Below are 17,149 nucleotides of genomic sequence, written 5' to 3' on the forward strand. Positions count from 1 at the left end.
TGGTCTGCATCCGGCTCAGGAGCCGACCGAACGCTAACCCGACAATCAACCGCAAAAGAGGCGAATCAGGCAGACATCGCCCGTTCGTCGACAGTCACGACGGGAGCTGCGCCGCCACCGCGAGCAGCGCGACGAGCGCCGGCACGGCGAGGGTGCCGGCGGCCCGCGCCCGGGACAGGGCGACACCGGCGAGCACCGCCCAGGCCGGCACCGTGAACAGCAGGTTCACCGCCGACCAGACCGGCACGACCTGCGCCAGCGCCAGCAGGCCGAGCGCCGGCACCAGCGCCCAGGCGGTGCAGGCCGCCGCCGCGTACCGCAACGGCAGACTGAACAGGGCCAGCCCGGCCAGCACGCCACCGAGCGCGGCGACGCCGAACAGATCCCCGGGCGTGGCCGCCAGCACGGCGGCACCGGGTCGCACGCCGGACGCCAGGTGCCCGCCGGCGCGCAGGCCGACGGCGAGCAGCGCGGCGACCGGGAGCAGTCCGGCGGCCACGGCGGCCAGCCAGCGGACGGCGGCACGACGGCGGAACGCCAGCACCACCCAGCCGTGCCCGGCGAGCAGCAGCAGCGCCACCGGCTGGCACAGGCCCAGCAGCAGCACCGCGCCCGCGTAGGGCACCAGCCGCCGCGGGCGCGGCCGGTCGAGCGCGGGCAGCAGCAGCCAGGTGGCGAGCACGGCGGCGAGGACCGCCAGAGCGTACGGCTGCGCCTCCCGCGCGTACCGGATCGAGGTCGGCAGCACCGCGAAGAACACCCCGGCCGGCAGGCCGGCGGCGGGGGTGGCGATCCGGGCGGCGAGCGCGCCGACGAGCGCCGCGGCGCCGGCCATGGCCAGCAGCGACGGTACGCGCAGCGCGAGGTCCGCCACTCCGGCCAGCTCCGCCCAGCCGCGCATGAGCAGGTGGTACGGCGCGAGTGCGACATCGTCACCGGTCAGCGCGGCGCCGACGCCCGGCCGGGGCGACGTGACCGCGCTCCGGGTGACCAGTTCTCCGGCGCTCGGTCCCGACGCGGTGATCCGGACGGCGCCGAGCGCGCCCATCAGCGCCGCCGGCACCAGCCACGCCGCGATGCGCCACCACGCCTGCGCGGCGGTGGCGGACCGGGGGGTGGCCCGGCGCGGCCGGTCCTCGCCCCACGGGTCCTCGACCGGGGCGTCCCCGAGCCGGGGCAGGACCATGGTGTCCGCGTCCATCATCGTGACTCACGCATCCCTGTGGGTGCCGGCGACCGGGGCCCAGCCGGCCGGACGGCGGACGCGGCCCGCGGATGGCGGGCGGCGCCGGACGTCCCGGCTCACGGGCTGGGTGACATCCTGGAGCCTACTGAGTCGAAAACGACATAACGCCAATATGAGCTGAAAGAGCCCACCGGCCGCCCCGTGGACGACCGGCGGGCCCGGCTCAGCGGAGAGCGGTGGTCGTCCAGCGGGGCGAGTCGGCGGTGATCGCGGCGGTCTCGCCGGTCAGCGTCGTCCGCGCCTGAGCGTCGCGCCTGGCGCTCGTGCCGACCCAGACGTCCACCTCCCCGGGCTCGACCACGCGGCTGAGCGCGCGGTCGGTGAGCGCCAGCCGCGTGGTGGGCACGGTCAGCTCGACGGTGACCGAGGCGCCCGGCTCCAGGCGCACCCGCCGGTAGCCGAGCAGCTGCGCCACCGGCCGGGTCACCGAGGCGACCAGGTCGCGGCCGTAGAGCTGCACCACGTCGTCACCGGCGACCGGGCCGGTGTTCGTCACGCGCACCGACACCCGCAGTTCCCCGTCGGTCGGCACCTCGGCCGGCACGGTCAGGTCGGCGTACGCGAACGTGGTGTAGGACAGCCCGTGGCCGAACGGCGCCACCGGCGTCGCCGGCAGGTTGGTGCCGTTCATGCCCTCCCCCAGCTCGGGGTGCAGGTACGAGTACGGCTGCGCGCCGGCCGGGCCGGGCAGGCTGACCGGCAGCCGGCCGGACGGGTTGACCCGCCCGGAGAGCACGCCCGCGATCGCGCCGGCGCCCTCCTCGCCGGGGAAGAACGTCTGCACCACCGCCGCGCACCGGGTCAGCGCCCAGCCCAGCGCGTACGGGCGGCCGGTGAGCAGCACCAGCACGACGGGCGTTCCGGTGTCCAGCACCGCCTCGACCAGCTGGCGCTGCACACCGGGCAGCTCCAGGTCGTCCCGGTCGCACCCCTCGCCCACGGTGCCCCGGCCGAAGAGGCTGGCGTGGTCGCCGACCACGAGGACCGCCACGTCGGCGGCGGACGCGGCGGCGACCGCCTCGTCGAACCCGGACCGGTCCGCCGAGTCCACCTCGCAGCCGGCCGCGAAGGTGACCCGGTCGGCGCCCAGCTCGGCGCGGACCGCCTCCAGCACGGTCGGCACCTCGAAGCCGGTCTCCACGCCCGGGTGGTGGGCCAGCACGTGGTTGAGGAACGAGTAGCAGCCGAACAACGCGCCCTGCCGGTCGGCGTTCGGGCCGACGACCGCCACCCGGCGGCCCGCCGGCAGCGGGAGCACCCCCTCGTTGGCGACCAGGACGACGGACTCCTCGGCGAGCCGACGCGCGATCGCCCGGTGCTCCGGCGAGTCGAGGTCGATCGCGCCCGGCGGCTCGTCGTCGAACGTCGCGTCGAGCAGCCCGAGTTCCTGCTTCTGCCGCAGCACGCGCAGCACCGCCCGGTCGACCAGCGCCTCGTCCAGCTTGCCGGCCCGCACCGTCTCGGTCAGGGTCAGGTAGGCGTCGCCGGTGGGCAGCTCGATGTCGACGCCCGCGCTCAGCGCCTGCACCGCGGCCTCGGCGTTGTCGGCCGCGACGTGGTGCAGCAGGTTGAGGAACGCGACGCCGTAGTAGTCGGCCACCACCGTCCCGTCGAAGCCCCACCGGTCCCGCAGCAGGTCGGTGAGCATCGTCGGATCGGCGGCGACCGGCACGCCGTCGACCTCCGCGTACGAGTGCATGACGCTGCGCGCGTCGCCGTCCCGGATCGCCATCTCGAACGGCGGCAGCAGCACGTCGGCGAGTTCCCGGGGGCCGGCGTGCACCGGGCCGAAGTTGCGCCCGGCCCGTGAGGCGGAGTAGCCGGCGAAGTGCTTCAGCGTGGCGAGCACGCCCTGCGACTGGAGTCCCCGCACGTACGAGGTGCCGATGGTGCCGACGAGGTAGGGGTCCTCGGCGATGCACTCGTCGACCCGGCCCCACCGCGGATCCCGGATCACGTCCAGCACCGGGGACAGGCCCTGGTGGATGCCGAGCGCGCGCATCGAGGCCCCGATCGCCGACGCCATCTCGGCGACCAGGTCCGGGTCGAACGCGGCACCCCAGGCCAGCGGCGTCGGGAAGGTGGCCGCCTTCCACGCCGACAGGCCGGTCAGGCACTCCTCGTGCACGATCGCCGGGATGCCCAGCCGGGTGCCGGTCACCAGGTCCCGCTGGAACTTCCACAGCCAGGCCGCGCGGGCCGCGGCGTCGACCGGGCGGGTGCCGTAGGGGCGGGTGAGGTGACCCAGCCCGTGCCGGGAGAAGTCGTCGAGCCGGCCGGTGTCGGCGAACTCGCCCTGCAGGGGCGCGACCGCCTCGCCGTCCTCCTTCTCCCAGAACCCGACGAGCTGCGCGATCTTCTCCTCGATCGTCATGCGAGCGAGCAGTTCCCGTACGCGCGTCTCGGCGTCGTGCCCGTCCGGCCGGTCGTGGTCCGGAACCGCCTGAGCCGGCGCCGGCCCGTCCACCACCGCATGGACCTCTGTCATGGTGTGCCTTTCCACTGGTTGTGCTGGTACCGCTGCCGCTCAGCCCTTGACCGCGCCCTGGAGGCCGCCCACGATCTGCTTCTCCGCGAGGGTGAAGAACAGCAGCGCCGGCAACATCGCCAGCGAGGTGAAGGCGAGGACGCCCGCGGTGTCGGTGGTGTACTGGCTGGAGAAGTTCTGCACCCCCAGCGGCAGGGTGTGCAGGTTGACGTCCCCGAGGACGAGCAGCGGCAGCAGGAACGCGTTCCAGCTCGCCACGAACGCGAGGATGCCGACGGTGACGACCGCGGGCCGCGACAGCGGCAGCACGATCCGCCAGAGGAAGCCGAGCCGGCCGGCGCCGTCGATGGCGGCCGCGTCCTCCAGCTCCCGCGGGATGGCCGACAGGAACGGCCGCAGGATGACGATCGTCAGCGGCAACGAGAAGGCCACCTGCGGAAGGATCACCGCGTAGTAGGAGTTGATCAGGTTGAGGTCGCGCAGCATGAGGTACAGCGGCAGGATCGCCGCGCCGGCCGGGAACAGCAGGCCGAGGGTGAAGAAGGTGTAGAGCCCTTCGCGGCCCCGGAACGTGTACCGGGCGAGTACGAACGCGGCGGCCATGCCGAGCACCACCACACCGAGCGTGGTGCCCAGCGCCACCACAGCGCTGTTGAACGCCTGCTTCCAGAAGCCGCTCTGCGTCAGCACCCGGTAGTAGTTGTCGAAGACCCACGGGTCCGGCAGGCCGGCCGGGTCGTTCACGATCTGCGGCGTGGTCCGGAAGCCGCCGACGATGACGTACACGACGGGTGCGATCGACACGGCCGCGACCGCGAGCGCCAGCGCGTACGTCAGCGGCGTGCTCCACTGCACCGGCCGGCGCCCGGCCGAGGGGGCGGGTACGGAGTTCACGGCCACTGTCACTTCCCCTTCCGGGTGATGGCGCCCTCGATGTCCCGGCGGAGCAGGAAACGCTGGAACAGCAGCGCCGCGACGAACGAGATGACGAACAGGATCACGGCGACCGCGTTGCCGTAGCCCCAGAGCCGGGCGAAGAAGCCGTTGTCCACCATGTACGTGGCCATGGTGGCCGAGGCGCCGAGGGAGCGCACCGCGGGCACCGAGGTCACCCAGATCATGTCGAAGACCTGCAACGAGCCGATCATCGACAGGAACATCCAGATCCGGATGGTGGGGCCGAGCAGCGGCAGCGTGACGTGCCGCTGGATCTGCCACCAGCTCGCGCCGTCGATCTCCGCCGCCTCGTTGAGTTCCTGCGGCACGTTCGACAGGCCGGCGAGCAGCAGGATGATGGCGAAGCCGACGTACTTCCAGGTGAGGACGAACAGCAGGGTCCAGATCACCACGTCCAGGTCGGCCAGCCACGCCTGCACCAGGCCGCCCATCCCGATCGACTGCAGCAGCGCGTCGAGCGTGCCGTTCTCGGTCAGGATCAGCTTCCACATGATGCCGACGGTGACCTCGGCCAGCACGTACGGCACGAACACCAGCAGGCGGAAGACCGAGCGCCCGCGGAAGCGGCGGTTGAGCAGCAGGGCGATGCCCAGCGCCACGGGCCCCTGGATGAGCAGCGACCCGAACACGATGATCGCGTTGTTGCGCAGCGCGTCGAGGAAGATCGGATCCTGGAAGGCGAGCGTGTAGTTGCGGAAGCCGACGTACTCGGTCGGCGGGCCGACCCCCCGCCAGCGGAACAGGCTGTAGTAGAACGCGAAGCCCATCGGCACCAGCACGAACATCACGTAGATGACGATCGCGGGTGTGGTCAGCCCGATGATCTCGTACCACTTGCGACGGGTCTCGGCGCGGCGGGAGGCGGCCCGTGCGCCGGGCCGGAGGCCCGCCGGCGGCGCTTGCGCGCCGACGGCGGGCGTACGGGTCTGCGATGCGGACGTCACTTGCTTGCGGCCGCCTTCATGGCCGAGACCACCTTCTCAGGTGTCCCGTTGCCGGCGAAGATCGCGACGACCGCGTCGTTCATCGCGGTGCCGACGGTGCTGCCGAACGCCGTGTCCAGCCAGAGCTGGACGTAGGTGGCGTCGGCGGTGGCCTGGAGGATCGACTTCAGCGCCGGATCGGTCACGCTGTCGGCGGCGCCCTTGACCACGGGCAGGGAGGTGCCGGTGGCGGCGTAGCCCTTCTGCACCTCGGGGCTGAGGATGTACTTGAGGAACTCGACGCACTCGGCCGGGGCGTTCTTGGAGCAGGCGAACCCGTCACCGCCGCCGAGTGCCGCCTTCGGGTCACCGGCGGAACCGGCGATCGCCGGCATCGGGAACCAGCCGAGGAACTTGCCCAGGGCCTCCTTGTCGGTGGCCACGGTGTCCAGCGTGCCGCGGTTCCAGTCACCCATCAGCTCCATCGCCGCCTTGCCGTTGGCGAGCAGGCCGTTGGCGCTGGTCGGGTCGTTCTGACCCGGCGTGGCGATGAAGTTGTTCTGGAACGGCTTGGTGTCGATGAAGGCCTTGAGGTCCTGGCCGGCCTTGACGAAGCACTGGTCGTCGAAGACGCGGTCCTTGGTGGCCTTCTTCAGCGTGTCGACCGAGCAGGCCCGCAGCGCGAAGTTGTACCACCAGTGCGCGGCCGGCCACTTGTCGCCCGCGCCGAGCGCGATCGGGATGACGTTGATGGCCTTGAGCTTGGTGACCGCGGTGTTCAGCTCGTCCATGCTGGTCGGCGGCGCCGTGATGCCCGCCCTCGCGAACATGTCCTTGTTGTACCAGATGCCCTCGACGCCCATCCGGTACGGCAGGCCGTACTGCTTGCCGTCCACCTGCCAGATCTGCGCGGCGTTGCCGATCTCGGCGACCTCGCTCTTCACCTGGTCGGTGATGTCCTTGAGGTAGTCGGCCTCGACCTGCTCGCGCATCTCGCCGCCGCCCCAGGCCTGGAAGATGTCCGGCGGGTCGTTGCTCAGCAGCGCGGCGGGGAGCCGGGTGCGCTGGAGCTGGTTCGTCTCGATCGCCTCGATCTCGATCTTGACGGTCGGGTGGGCCGCGGAGAAGTCCTTGGCGACCTTCTCCCAGTAGGTCTTGCCGGGGCCGTCCTGCGAGGCGTTGTGCCACCAGGTCAGTGTCACCGGGTTCTTGTACAGCTCGCTCTCGGCGGCCTTCTCGTCCTCGCCACCACCACTGCACGCGGAGGCCAGCAGAGCGCTTGTCACAAACAGTGCCAGGACGGCACCAGCACGGCGCTTCATCGCCATAGATGTCTCCTCGACCACTCAGTCGGGTTACCTGCCGGGGAGTTTTACAGGGCCGTAACGTGAAGTCAATCGGTATCGATAACGTTTTCGACATCGTCTTCGATAGACCGGGAAGGGCCCTCTATCATCGTCGGCGTGGTGTTCCAGGAGCGCGTCAAGATGTCGGACGTGGCACGTACGGCCGGTGTCTCGGTGGCAACCGTATCCAAGGTTGTCAATGGGCGGTACGGCGTCGCGCAGGCCACCGTCGAACGCGTCCAGCAGGTCATCCACGAGCTGGGGTACGAGGCCAGCCTGGGCGCGCAGAGCCTGCGCAGCCACCGCACGAACGTGCTGGGCATCCTGGTCGCCGAGTTCGAGCCGTTCTCCACCGAGCTGCTCAAGGGCGCGTCCCGGGAGGTCGCCGGCAGCGGGTACCAACTGCTCGCCTACTCCAGCGGGGACGGCGAGGGCGCGGCGATCGGATGGGAGCGGCGCTCGCTGGCCCGGCTCTCCGGCACGCTGATCGACGGCGCGGTGATCGTGACGCCGACGGTGGTCGAGACCAAGCACGGCTTCCACGTGGTGGCAGTCGACCCGCACACCGGCCCGTCCGGCCTGCCCACCGTCGACTCCGACAACTTCGCCGGCGCGATGCTGGCCACCGACTACCTGCTGTCTCTGGGGCACCGGCGGATCGCGCACATCAGCGGCCGGCCCGACCTGGAGTCGGCCCGGCTGCGGGAGGCCGGGTTCCGCAAGGCGATGACCGACGCGGGCGTGCCGGTCGACGAGCGGCTCGTGCGAGTGGGCGGGTTCCGCACCGAGACCGCCGCCAGCACCGCCGCCGAGCTGCTCGCCCTCCCCGACCGGCCGACCGCGATCTTCGCCGGCAACGACCTCTCGGCCATCTCCACACTGGACGTCGCCGGCGGCCTCGGCCTGCGCGTGCCGGACGACCTGTCGGTCATCGGCTTCGACAACATCCCGGAGTCGGCACTTGTCGACCCGCCCCTCACCACGATCCGGCAGCCGCTGCAACGCATGGGCGCCGAGTCGCTGCGCCTGCTGATCGACCTCATCGCCGGCGTCGAGCGGGACACCCACATCCAGCTCCCGACCGAGCTGGTCATCCGGGCCTCCTGCCGCCCGCTGCGCTGACCCGCCACCGCACCCTCCGCCTCACCCGCAGGGCCCAGGTGATTGACGGACGGCTATCGGCGTCCGTAATGTTTCGGGCTACTTCCGGAAGGAAGACCGGAAGTTTCGGAAGCCGCTTCGTCCACCCGGGCGCCCGCCGATCCGTTCCACGGCGCGGCGTCCCCGGCACCGTCACCGCCGGCCCCGGCCGCGCGCACCCTCCCGAGAGGAACGACATGAAGCTGAGACGCTGGCTCGCCGCCGGCACCGTCGCCGTCGCGACCGCCACCGCCCTCAACGTCGTACCCGCGACAGCCGGACGACCGTACGATCCGACCGCGCAGAGCCTGCGTGACCTGGCCAAGCGCCACGGCCTGTACGTGGGCACCGCAGTGGACATGGACACCCTCAACAACGCCGCCGAGCCGCGCTACCGCGAGCTGGCCGCGTCCGAGTTCTCCACAGTCACCGCCGAGAACGTGATGAAGTGGGAGAGCCTCGAACCCACCCGGGGCACCTACAACTGGGGTCCGGCCGACGAACTGGTCGAGTTCGCCCGCAAGAACAACCAGCGGGTCCGGGGCCACGTGCTGGTCTGGCACAACCAGTTGCCCGCGTGGCTGACCAGCGGCGTCGCGGACGGTTCGATCAGCAAGGCCGAGCTGCGCCAGATCCTGCGCGACCACATCACCGCCGTGGTCACCCACTTCAAGGGCAAGATCTGGCAGTGGGACGTGGTGAACGAGGCGGTCAGCGACCCCTGGGACACCCCGTCCACCCTGCACTACAAGGGGTTCTGGGCGCAGAACCTCGGCCCCGGCTACATCGCCGACGCGTTCCGCTGGGCCCGCGCCGCCGACCCGAAGGCGCTGCTGTTCTACAACGACTACAACATCGAGGCGTTCGGCTCCGGGAACCCGGCCGACGACAAGACGCAGTTCGTCTACGACATGGCCCGTGACCTGCGGGCCAAGGGCGTGCCGATCGACGGCGTGGGCGCACAGGGCCACCTGGGCACCCAGTACGGCAACTTCAGCACGCTCCAGGTGGCCGCGGCCCTGCGCAAGTTCGCCGGGCTCGGGCTGGCCACGGCCCTCACCGAGGTGGACGTGCGCAGCCAGATCACCGAGGGGGTGGAGGCGGGCGACTCCGCCGAGATCAATCCGAGGTTGCAGGCGTCGGCGGCGAACTTCAGCGTGCTGATGCAGGCATGCCTGGCCGAGCGGCACTGCCTGTCGTTCACCCTCTGGGGATTCACCGACAAGCACTCCTGGGTGCCCGGCGCGTTCTCCGACCCGCCGGAGGGCCTGGCCACCGTGTACGACGAGAACTACCAGCCGAAGCGCGCGTACCACGAACTGAAGGCCGACCTGATCTTCTCGGGTCCGCCCTACGTGCTGCCGCGCATCCCGCAGCACCCGCGCCGCTAGGCGACCGGCGCACCACGGCGGGGCCGGTCCGGTGACCGGTCCCGCCGCCGGTGTCCGGCCCGGTGCCCGCTCACGCCGCCCGGCGGCGGCCCAGTTCCGACTCCAGCCGCCCGATGAGCGTCTTGCGGGCCTTGCCGCCGCGTTCGCGGCGCAGCGCCGCACCGAGCTGCCGGGTGTCGAGGTCGCCCATGAGCTTGACCGCCTCGGTCACCGGCAACTCGGTGATCCGCTCGGCGGCGGTGGCGTCCCGGCGGGCCCGCTTCGCCGGGGCGGTGTTCGGCACGTACTGCCGGCCCGAGCGCGACGCGCGGCGCTTGCGGGTGTCGGTGGCCCGCCGGTCCGCCTCCGACAGCTCCTCCCACGCCTGTTTGGGCAGGTAACGGCGGGTCTCGCCACCGTTGCGGGCACGCGTGTCACCGCTGCGGGTCTGCCACTGCTCGCCGCCCCAGCGTCGCAGCGAGCGCTGCCGTGCGTCCTTCGGGCCCTCGAATCCCCCGCCCGCCTTCTTGTACTCGTTCGTCAGCAGCTGCGACTTGCGGGCCGACCACTGCCCCGGCCGGCCGCCCTTGTCGGAGGCGCGGATCTCGGCCTTGAGGCGTTCGCGCAGTTCCGGCTCGGTGTACTTCGCCATGACGCAGCGTTACCCGGACCGGCAGCGGCCATGCCGGTCAGCCGGACGCCGGCCGGTAGACCAGGTCCATCGTGTCGGTGCGGCCGGACCAGTCCAGCCGCAGCCGCCAGCATCCGGCGGCCGGCAGGTCGACGATGGACGGGCCGGGCCCGCCCTCCACCTCCCGGACGACAGGGGTGCCGGTGCTGTCCCGCGTCGCGGTGATCACCAGGGGGGTGCGCGGCGCCGGTTCGGACCGGCCGGGCTCCGGGCGGGCCACCCAGAGGATCTTGTTGTTGGCGCCGTCGCCGCGCGCGTGCACCAGCGGGTACGCGAACAGGATCGCCACGATGCCGCCCCGGGCGCCGAAGACGTGCCGCACCCGGGTGTCGCCGGTGAACCCGGCGTCCGCCCAGTCCGGCAGCCGGCCGGTCTCCAGCCGCTCGGCGCAGGCCGCCGGCTCGGCTGGCTCGGTGGCGGCGGCTGACTCGGTGGCCGGGACCGGTGCCGGGCCGGCGCAACCGGCCAACAGCAGGACCGGCACCAGCAGGACTCTTCTCGGAACGGACATCCGGGCCTCCCCCGTCGACGACTCTCGTCCTCACGACACCGCCGGGCGCCCCGAGGTTCCCGCCGCGCTCACTCCAGGGAGGACGCGACGTCCAGCGCCTGCTCGCGGGTCAGGTCCCCCTCCAGCCGGTAGCTCACCCCGGCCCGCTCCCAGATCAGCGTGGCGGCGGCCGACCGCGCGGTGGCCACCCGTTCCGTCCCCGACCGGTCCACGTACGCCAGCGCGTGCGGGCCACCGACCCAGATCGCGAACTCGCCGCCGACCTGGGTGAGCGTCACGTCCGACCCGAGGGAACGTTTGTGGAACACGATGTCGAGCGAACCGTCGAACGCGTCCAGGCGTACCGTGCCGCCCCGGTAGAGCAGGCTGACGACCCGGTGGGCGCCGGCGCCGTCCGGATCGGCCACCAGCACGCGTTCCGGTGCGCCGAGGCGGGCCGGAACCAGGATCGGGAACCGGACCTGCCGTTGTGCCTCGGCGAGGGCGACCTGGTGCTGCGCGGGCAGCGGCGAGGGCGTGCCCGTCGGCGGCGGCGCGGGGGCGGTGTCGATGACGACCCCGGAGAACCGCAGCAGCCCGGTCACCGCGTCGGCGAGCGCGGCCCGCCCCGGCGGCAGCGCCGCCACGAGCAGCACGGCGAGCGCGGCGGCCAGCGCGTACCGCCACCGGCGGCGGGGCGCGGGCGCGTCGAGCCGGGCGCGGACCCGGGCGGTGAGATCCGGCGTCCGGGCCGGCTCCAGCCATCCGGTCAGCTCCCGCAGCTCCCGTTCCAGGTCATCCACGGTGCGCCACCTCCCGGTCCAGCAGGGCCCGCAGCTTCGCCAGCGCCCGGTGGGTCCGGGACTTCGCGGTGCCCCGGGGCACCCCCAGCACTGTCGCTGTCTCCTCCTCGCCGAGGTCGAGCAGGTATCGGCAGACGATCACCTCGCGGTCCCGGACGGGCAGCCGCCGCAGCGCCCCCACCAGCGCCGTCCGGCGCTCGGCTGCCAGCACGGCGTCGAGCCCGTCGGGCACGGTGGCGCCGGCCGCGACCGGATCCGCCGTCGCGCGCAGCGTCAGCCCGTCGCGGCGGATACGCGTCCGGTGCAGGTTCCGGCTCTCGTTGGCGACGATCGCGAGCAGCCAGGACCGGAACGACGCCTCGCCCCGGTAGCGGGACAGTTTCCGGTACGCCTTCACGAACGCCTCCTGGACCACGTCCTCGGCGTCCGGCCCGGCGCCGAGCAGCACCGCCGTCCGGTACGCGGACGCGGTGTGCCGGGCGACCAGGGCGTCGTACGCCTCCCGGTCGCCGGCGCGTACGCGGGTGACGAGCTCGTCGTCGTCCAGGGCAGCCTCCGCCGTCGGTCCGTATCCATGACACCGCCCGGGGCGGCCGGGTTCCATCAGGCGTTTGACCGGGTGCCGGGCCGGAAAGAGTGGCGGGATGAGCTGGGCGAGAAGAGCCGTACCCGCAGCCGTCGCCGCCGTCGCCGCGCTGGCGGCGCGGGACCTGCTGCAACGCGACCACGCGCTGCGCCGCAACTTCCCCGTGCTGGGCCGGGCCCGGTACCTGATCGAGTCGATCGGCCCGGAGCTGCGGCAGTACATCGTGGCCGGCAACGACGAGGAACGGCCGTTCACCCGCGACCAGCGCCGCTGGGTGTACGCCTCGGCCAAGCAGGAGAACAACTACTTCGGGTTCGGCACCGACAACGACATCGAGCACACCTCCGGCTATCCGATCATCAAGCACCGGACGTTCGGCCGGGCGGTCCCGCCGTCGACGCCGACCGCCGGGCACGACGTGACGCTGCCCTGCGCCAAGGTGCTCGGCGCGGCACGCGGCCGGGCGCGCGCGTTCCGGCCGGAGTCGGTGGTGAACATCTCCGGGATGAGCTTCGGTTCGCTGTCCGGCAACGCGGTGGAGGCGCTGAACCGGGGCGCCGCGCTGGCCGGCTGCCTGCACAACACCGGCGAGGGCGGGCTGTCGCCGTACCACCGCAACGGCGGCGAGCTGGTCTTCCAGCTCGGCACCGCGTACTTCGGCTGCCGCGACGAGCGGGGCCGGTTCAGCCTGGAACGGCTCAAAGACCTGGTGGCGTCGGCGCCGGTACGCGCGCTGGAGGTCAAGCTCAGCCAGGGTGCCAAGCCCAGCCTCGGCGGCCTGCTGCCGGCGGCGAAGGTGTCCGCCGAGATCGCCGCCACCCGGGGCGTCCCGGCCGGCCGGGACTGCGTCAGCCCGTCCCGGCACGCCGAGTTCTCCGACTGCGACAGCCTGCTGGACTGGGTGGAGCTGCTCGCCGCCGAGACCGGCCTGCCGGTCGGCATCAAGTCCGCCGTCGGCGACCTCGGGTTCTGGGAGGAGCTGACCACGCTGATGCGCGACACCGGGCGCGGCGTGGACTTCGTGACCGTCGACGGCGGCGAGGGCGGCACCGGCGCCGCGCCGCTGATCTTCAGCGACTCGGTCTCGCTGCCGTTCCAGCAGGGCTTCTCCCGGGTCTACCGGACCTTCGCCGAACGCGACCTGCACGAGCGGGTGGTGTTCGTCGGCGCGGGCAAGCTCGGCCTGCCGGACAACGCGGTGGTGGCGTTCGCGCTCGGCGCGGACATGGTCAACGTCGGGCGGGAGGCGATGCTGGCGATCGGCTGCATCCAGGCGCAGAAGTGCCACACCGACACCTGCCCGACCGGCGTCGCCACGCAGAACGCCTGGCTGGCCCGGGGTCTGGACCCGGCCCGCAAGGCGGTGCGGGCCGCGAACTACATTCGGACGCTGCGCCGCGACCTGGTGAAGGTGGCCGAGGCGTGCGGCGTCGAGCATCCCGGGCTGATCGGTACCGACTCGGTGGAGATCCTCGACGGCCGGACCTCGTCGATCCCGCTGGACCGGGCGTTCGGCTACCGGCCGGAGTGGGGGATGCCGTCGGCCGCCGACCGGGCGGAGATCGTCCGGCTGATGACAGCCGAGGCGCCGCAGGGCGGCAGCGCGCCGCCCTCCCCCACCGCCGTCGGCTGACGCCGGCCGCGGAAACCCGGTCGGCTGCCGCACCGCCGCGGCGTACAGTCCGCCGCATGGCTGTGGACACGAGGCCGGCGGTACGCGCCGGGCCCTTCCGGCTGCTCCCGCTGGGTGTGGTGTTCCTGACCGTCGGCCTCTCCACCGCGGTGGTGCTGCCGTTCCTGTCACTGTTCCTCGACCGGGAGGTCCACGCCGGTCCGGTACGGGTGACAGTGTTCCTGGTCGTCGCGCCGCTGTCCGGGGTGGTGGCCTCCGCGCTGGTCGGCCGGCTGTCGGACCGCCTGCCGATCCGGCGTGCGCTGCTCGTCGGCGCCGCGCTGGCCGGTGTGGTGGGCGCGGGCCTGACCGCGTACGTCCGCGACTACTGGATCCTGCTGGGGCTCACGGCCACCGCCACGGCGCTGGCGAACTCGCTGTTCCCGCAGTCGTTCGCGTACACCCGGGCACTGTTCGACAGGGACGATCCCGCGCGGGCCGCGTTCGGCGTCAGCCTCATGCGTACCGTGTTCTCGCTGGCCTGGGTGGCCGGGCCGGCGCTGGCCGCGGTGCTGCTCGACGTCGGCGGCTTCCGCCTGGTCTACGGCATGGCCGCCGCCATGTACGCGCTGGCCGCGCTGGTGGCCGCGTTCCGGCTGGAGGAGCTGCCGCTGCCGGCGCGGCCGGTCGCCGGCGATCCGGCCGGCGCGGCACCCGGCCCGCCCGGCCCGTCCCGCCTGCGGCTGGCGCTGACGGCGCTCGCGTTCGTCCTGCTCCAGTGCCCGCTGACGCTCGGCGTGCAGGCGCTGCCGCTGTTCATCGACACCGAACTGAACGACGACCCCTCCCGCGCCGGGCTGGTGCTGGGCCTGTGCGCGGCGCTGGAGATCCCGCTGATGCTCGGGCTCGGCGCGCTGACCGCGCGGGTCCGGCTGCGGCCGCTGATCCTGCTCGGCGGCGGCTGCGGGGTCGCCTACTACGCGACCGCCGCGCTGGCACCGGGCGTGCCGGTGCTGTTGTTCGCGCAACCGGTGAACGCGCTGTTCATCGCCGCGGTGTCCGGCGTCGGCATCGCCTACGTGCAGGATCTGCTGCCGGGCGAGCCGGGCCGGGCCACCACGCTGTTCACAAACACGTTCCCGATCGGCGCGATGCTCGCCGGGCCGCTGCTCGGGCTCTCCGCGCAGGTCGGCTACCGGTGGGCGTACGCCCTCGCCACCGCCCTGTGCGCGGCCGGGCTGCTGGTGCTGCTGCTGACCCGGCCGCAGGCCCGAGCCGGACCGGTGCCCGTGGGCGGGTGACCCACGGGCACCGGGATCAGCTCGGGGCGGGCGGCCGGCCGGCGGTGGCCGCGATCAGCAGGGACAGCTCCCGAACGAGGTCATCCATGCTCTGCCCGCTGCTCGCCCGCACCAGGCCGAGAGCCAGGTCGGCGAGCAGGTAGAACCCGAGGGTCCGGGCCTGCTCGCCGGGGAACGCGGCGAGCAGATCCTCGGCACCGGCGAGGTCACCCCGGTGCTTGGCCGCGATCACCCCGGCGGCGCGCTGCACCAGTTCCGCCGCCTCGGGGGTGAACCCGCCCACCGGATCAGATCTTCGGCGTCGCGGCGCGGGCGGCGGCGAAGCGTGCGATCACGTCCGACCAGTTCACCAGGTTCCACAGCCGGTCCACGTAGTCCGGACGCACGTTGCGGTACTGCAGGTAGTAGGCGTGCTCCCAGGCGTCGAAGACCAGCAGCGGCGTGGCGCCCTGGCCGACATTGCCGTGGTGGTCGTAGACCTGCTCGACGATCAGTCGCTGCCCCAGCGGCTCCCAGGCGAGCACGCCCCAGCCGGAGCCCTGCACGCTCTTCGTGGCCGCCGACAGCTGGCCGGCGAACGCGTCGAACGAGCCGAAGTGCTCGTCGATCGCCGCGGCCAGGTCGCCGTCCGGGCGGTCAGCGGCGGCGCACCAGCACCACGTGGTCGATCAGCTCGCCGGTCTGGCCGTCCGGGCCGGTGGCGGTACGGCGCGCCGCGCCCAGCCGCTCGACGTCCCAGCCGTCCGGGTCGAGGGCCACGGCGGCCAGGATCTCCTCCGGGTCGGCGAACCGGTGGTGGCCGGTGTCGGGCCCGGCCCACGGCGGCGGCGCGCCGTGCTCGACGACGAGCAGCCGGCCGCCGGGCGCGACCGCCTCGGCCGCCGGGGGCAGCACCTTCTCCCGGGGCAGGACCAGCGGCGACTGGAAGAACTGCGCGGACACCAGGTCGTACCGGCCGGGCAGGAAGCCCTGGGTGAGGTCGTGCCGCACGGTGGTGATCCGCTCCGCCACCCCGGCCCGCTCGGCCTCCACGGCGAGGCGGTCCAGCGCGACCGACGAGATGTCCACGGCGGTGACCCGCCAGCCCCGCGACGCCAGCCACACCGCGTCGCCGCCCTCACCGCTGCCGAGGTCGAGCACGGTGCCCGGGGGCAGCGTGCCGGCCACCTCGGCCAGGACCGGGTTCACCCGGCCGCTCCAGATCCGGTCCTGCTGGCCGTACCGCTCGTCCCAGAACCGGGCCGCGTCGGTGTCCGCCGGGTGCTCGTGGTGGTGGTGCCCCGTCATGTCCGCCTCCTCGCCGCCGGGCGTCTCCCGGCCGGCCTCCGCGAATCGTGCGCCGCCGCCGGCCGGACAGCAAGCAACCTTGCCGTTCCGGCAAACGCGGACACCGGACGACCGGGGGGTGGCAGCCGGTCGGACGCCGCGCTACCGTCGGGAGCAGATACCCCCGGGGGTATAAGAGTCCGGAAGGAGAACACCCATGCGCGAGGTCGACCTGACCACGTTCGCCACCGCCCACGCGGACGGGGCGACTGTCATCGACGTCCGGGAGACCACCGAATACCTCGGCGGCCACGTCCCCGGCGCCCGTTGTGTGCCGCTCGGTCACCTGGCCACGCAGATGTCGCAGGTGCCCCGCACCGGCACCGTCTACGTGATCTGCGAGGCCGGCGGGCGCAGCCGGGTCGGCGCGGAGCTGCTCGAACGCGCCGGCGTCGCCGCCCTGTCGGTGAGCGGCGGCACCTCGGCCTGGGTGCGCTCGGGCCGCCCGGTGACAGCCGGCAGCCGGCCGTGACCAGCCGCCCGGAGACGGCGGCCGGTCCGCGTACCGGCTTCCTGCGCCGCCTGTTCGGCCCCCGCGTCGCCCGGGTCTCCCCGGCCGAGGCCGCGGCGCTGTCCGGCGCGGGCGCGCTGCTGCTCGACGTGCGCGAGCCCGCCGAGTGGCGGGCCGGGCACGCGCCGGGCGCCCGGCACATCCCGCTCGGGCAGCTCGCGGACCGGCTGTCCGAGGTGCCGGCGAACCGGCCCGTGGTGACCGTCTGCCGGTCCGGCGCGCGATCGCGGCGGGCGGCCAGGATGCTCGCCGCGGCGGGCCACGAGGTGCACGACCTGACCGGCGGCATGCGGGCGTGGGCGAGCGCCGGGCTGGCGGTACGAGCCAAGGGCGGCCGGCCGGGCCACGTGGCCTGAGCA

18 protein-coding genes are annotated in these 17,149 nt (G+C 73.2%); 6 read left to right on the forward strand and 12 right to left on the reverse strand.

What is annotated here, in order from left to right; translation table 11 throughout:
• Positions 1–94: 94 nt before the first annotated feature.
• From ACGFIA_RS05725 to ACGFIA_RS05745, 5 genes are all read right to left on the reverse strand, one after another.
• The gene (locus ACGFIA_RS05725) at positions 95–1,204 is read right to left on the reverse strand and encodes a glycosyltransferase family 39 protein (RefSeq protein ID WP_357467718.1); all 1,110 of its coding nucleotides are present in this window, start codon (positions 1,202–1,204) and stop codon (positions 95–97) included.
• Between the two features lie 205 nt (positions 1,205–1,409).
• On the reverse strand, positions 1,410–3,734 hold the full coding sequence (locus tag ACGFIA_RS05730; protein WP_357467721.1) for a glycoside hydrolase family 3 N-terminal domain-containing protein: 2,325 nt from the start codon (positions 3,732–3,734) through the stop codon (positions 1,410–1,412).
• Positions 3,735–3,773: 39 nt separating this feature from the next.
• Positions 3,774–4,640 (reverse strand): carbohydrate ABC transporter permease, encoded by an 867-nt coding sequence (locus ACGFIA_RS05735; protein ID WP_357383034.1) that lies wholly within the window; start codon positions 4,638–4,640, stop codon positions 3,774–3,776.
• Positions 4,637–5,635, reverse strand: a complete 999-nt coding sequence (locus ACGFIA_RS05740) for a sugar ABC transporter permease (protein WP_357383032.1) — start codon at positions 5,633–5,635, stop codon at positions 4,637–4,639. Before ACGFIA_RS05740 ends, ACGFIA_RS05735 begins: the two co-directional genes overlap by 4 nt.
• Entirely contained in the window at positions 5,632–6,942 is a 1,311-nt protein-coding gene (locus tag ACGFIA_RS05745) for an extracellular solute-binding protein (RefSeq protein ID WP_357383030.1), read from the reverse strand. The genes ACGFIA_RS05740 and ACGFIA_RS05745 overlap by 4 nt, the downstream gene beginning before the upstream one ends.
• A gap of 135 nt (positions 6,943–7,077) precedes the next feature.
• Here ACGFIA_RS05745 and ACGFIA_RS05750 point away from each other — a divergent pair, with 135 nt between their 5' ends.
• On the forward strand, positions 7,078–8,082 hold the full coding sequence (locus tag ACGFIA_RS05750; RefSeq protein WP_357383028.1) for a LacI family DNA-binding transcriptional regulator: 1,005 nt from the start codon (positions 7,078–7,080) through the stop codon (positions 8,080–8,082).
• A 215-nt stretch (positions 8,083–8,297) separates the two neighbouring features.
• The gene (locus ACGFIA_RS05755) at positions 8,298–9,491 is read left to right on the forward strand and encodes an endo-1,4-beta-xylanase (RefSeq protein WP_357383026.1); all 1,194 of its coding nucleotides are present in this window, start codon (positions 8,298–8,300) and stop codon (positions 9,489–9,491) included.
• Between the two features lie 70 nt (positions 9,492–9,561).
• Here ACGFIA_RS05755 and ACGFIA_RS05760 read toward each other — a convergent pair whose 3' ends face one another.
• From ACGFIA_RS05760 to ACGFIA_RS05775, 4 genes are all read right to left on the reverse strand, one after another.
• Positions 9,562–10,122 carry a hypothetical protein gene (locus ACGFIA_RS05760; RefSeq protein WP_357383024.1) on the reverse strand — a complete coding sequence of 187 codons (561 nt, stop codon included), beginning with the start codon at positions 10,120–10,122 and terminating at the stop codon, positions 9,562–9,564.
• A gap of 37 nt (positions 10,123–10,159) precedes the next feature.
• Positions 10,160–10,672: a hypothetical protein gene (locus tag ACGFIA_RS05765; RefSeq protein WP_393258854.1), complete on the reverse strand. Its 513-nt coding sequence runs from the start codon at positions 10,670–10,672 to the stop codon at positions 10,160–10,162.
• A 68-nt stretch (positions 10,673–10,740) separates the two neighbouring features.
• Positions 10,741–11,454, reverse strand: coding sequence for a hypothetical protein (locus ACGFIA_RS05770; protein WP_393258856.1), 714 nt, complete (start codon positions 11,452–11,454; stop codon positions 10,741–10,743).
• Positions 11,447–12,058: an RNA polymerase sigma factor gene (locus tag ACGFIA_RS05775; protein WP_357383018.1), complete on the reverse strand. Its 612-nt coding sequence runs from the start codon at positions 12,056–12,058 to the stop codon at positions 11,447–11,449. The genes ACGFIA_RS05770 and ACGFIA_RS05775 overlap by 8 nt, the downstream gene beginning before the upstream one ends.
• A gap of 40 nt (positions 12,059–12,098) precedes the next feature.
• On the opposite strand from ACGFIA_RS05775, the gene ACGFIA_RS05780 reads away from it, so the two are divergent.
• Both ACGFIA_RS05780 and ACGFIA_RS05785 read left to right on the forward strand, forming a co-directional pair.
• The gene (locus ACGFIA_RS05780; RefSeq protein WP_393258858.1) at positions 12,099–13,673 is read left to right on the forward strand and encodes an FMN-binding glutamate synthase family protein; all 1,575 of its coding nucleotides are present in this window, start codon (positions 12,099–12,101) and stop codon (positions 13,671–13,673) included.
• A 56-nt stretch (positions 13,674–13,729) separates the two neighbouring features.
• Positions 13,730–14,953 carry a sugar efflux transporter gene (locus ACGFIA_RS05785; RefSeq protein ID WP_393258860.1) on the forward strand — a complete coding sequence of 408 codons (1,224 nt, stop codon included), beginning with the start codon at positions 13,730–13,732 and terminating at the stop codon, positions 14,951–14,953.
• A gap of 16 nt (positions 14,954–14,969) precedes the next feature.
• Here the strand turns inward: ACGFIA_RS05785 and ACGFIA_RS05790 are convergent, their stop codons facing one another.
• From ACGFIA_RS05790 to ACGFIA_RS05800, 3 genes are read right to left on the reverse strand one after another with little or no spacing between them, the layout of a single operon-like run.
• Complete coding sequence (locus tag ACGFIA_RS05790; RefSeq protein ID WP_393258862.1) at positions 14,970–15,236, reverse strand: superoxide dismutase; 267 nt, start codon at positions 15,234–15,236, stop codon at positions 14,970–14,972.
• Between the two features lie 4 nt (positions 15,237–15,240).
• Positions 15,241–15,573 (reverse strand): superoxide dismutase, encoded by a 333-nt coding sequence (locus ACGFIA_RS05795; RefSeq protein ID WP_393259310.1) that lies wholly within the window; start codon positions 15,571–15,573, stop codon positions 15,241–15,243.
• Between the two features lie 16 nt (positions 15,574–15,589).
• On the reverse strand, positions 15,590–16,240 hold the full coding sequence (locus ACGFIA_RS05800) for a class I SAM-dependent methyltransferase (RefSeq protein ID WP_393258864.1): 651 nt from the start codon (positions 16,238–16,240) through the stop codon (positions 15,590–15,592).
• Positions 16,241–16,436: 196 nt separating this feature from the next.
• Between ACGFIA_RS05800 and ACGFIA_RS05805 the strand changes: the two genes are divergently transcribed.
• Positions 16,437–16,751, forward strand: a complete 315-nt coding sequence (locus ACGFIA_RS05805; RefSeq protein WP_393258866.1) for a rhodanese-like domain-containing protein — start codon at positions 16,437–16,439, stop codon at positions 16,749–16,751.
• Positions 16,752–16,801: 50 nt separating this feature from the next.
• Complete coding sequence (locus ACGFIA_RS05810; protein ID WP_393259312.1) at positions 16,802–17,146, forward strand: rhodanese-like domain-containing protein; 345 nt, start codon at positions 16,802–16,804, stop codon at positions 17,144–17,146.
• Positions 17,147–17,149 lie beyond the last annotated feature (3 nt).

This window comes from Micromonospora sp. NPDC049203 (assembly GCF_043197215.1).
Taxonomy (GTDB): domain Bacteria; phylum Actinomycetota; class Actinomycetes; order Mycobacteriales; family Micromonosporaceae; genus Micromonospora.

Bases quoted from the DNA above. Each gene is read 5' to 3' on its own strand.
- ACGFIA_RS05745 (WP_357383030.1), bottom strand. From the start codon at position 6,942: ATGGCGATGAAGCGCCGTGCTGGTGCCGTCCTGGCACTGTTTGTGACA.
- ACGFIA_RS05805 (WP_393258866.1), top strand. From the start codon at position 16,437: ATGCGCGAGGTCGACCTGACCACGTTCGCCACCGCCCACGCGGACGGG.
- ACGFIA_RS05765 (WP_393258854.1), bottom strand. From the start codon at position 10,672: ATGTCCGTTCCGAGAAGAGTCCTGCTGGTGCCGGTCCTGCTGTTGGCC.
- ACGFIA_RS05800 (WP_393258864.1), bottom strand. From the start codon at position 16,240: ATGACGGGGCACCACCACCACGAGCACCCGGCGGACACCGACGCGGCC.
- ACGFIA_RS05775 (WP_357383018.1), bottom strand. From the start codon at position 12,058: ATGGAACCCGGCCGCCCCGGGCGGTGTCATGGATACGGACCGACGGCG.
- ACGFIA_RS05760 (WP_357383024.1), bottom strand. From the start codon at position 10,122: ATGGCGAAGTACACCGAGCCGGAACTGCGCGAACGCCTCAAGGCCGAG.
- ACGFIA_RS05755 (WP_357383026.1), top strand. From the start codon at position 8,298: ATGAAGCTGAGACGCTGGCTCGCCGCCGGCACCGTCGCCGTCGCGACC.
- ACGFIA_RS05725 (WP_357467718.1), bottom strand. From the start codon at position 1,204: ATGATGGACGCGGACACCATGGTCCTGCCCCGGCTCGGGGACGCCCCG.
- ACGFIA_RS05785 (WP_393258860.1), top strand. From the start codon at position 13,730: ATGGCTGTGGACACGAGGCCGGCGGTACGCGCCGGGCCCTTCCGGCTG.
- ACGFIA_RS05730 (WP_357467721.1), bottom strand. From the start codon at position 3,734: ATGACAGAGGTCCATGCGGTGGTGGACGGGCCGGCGCCGGCTCAGGCG.
- ACGFIA_RS05780 (WP_393258858.1), top strand. From the start codon at position 12,099: ATGAGCTGGGCGAGAAGAGCCGTACCCGCAGCCGTCGCCGCCGTCGCC.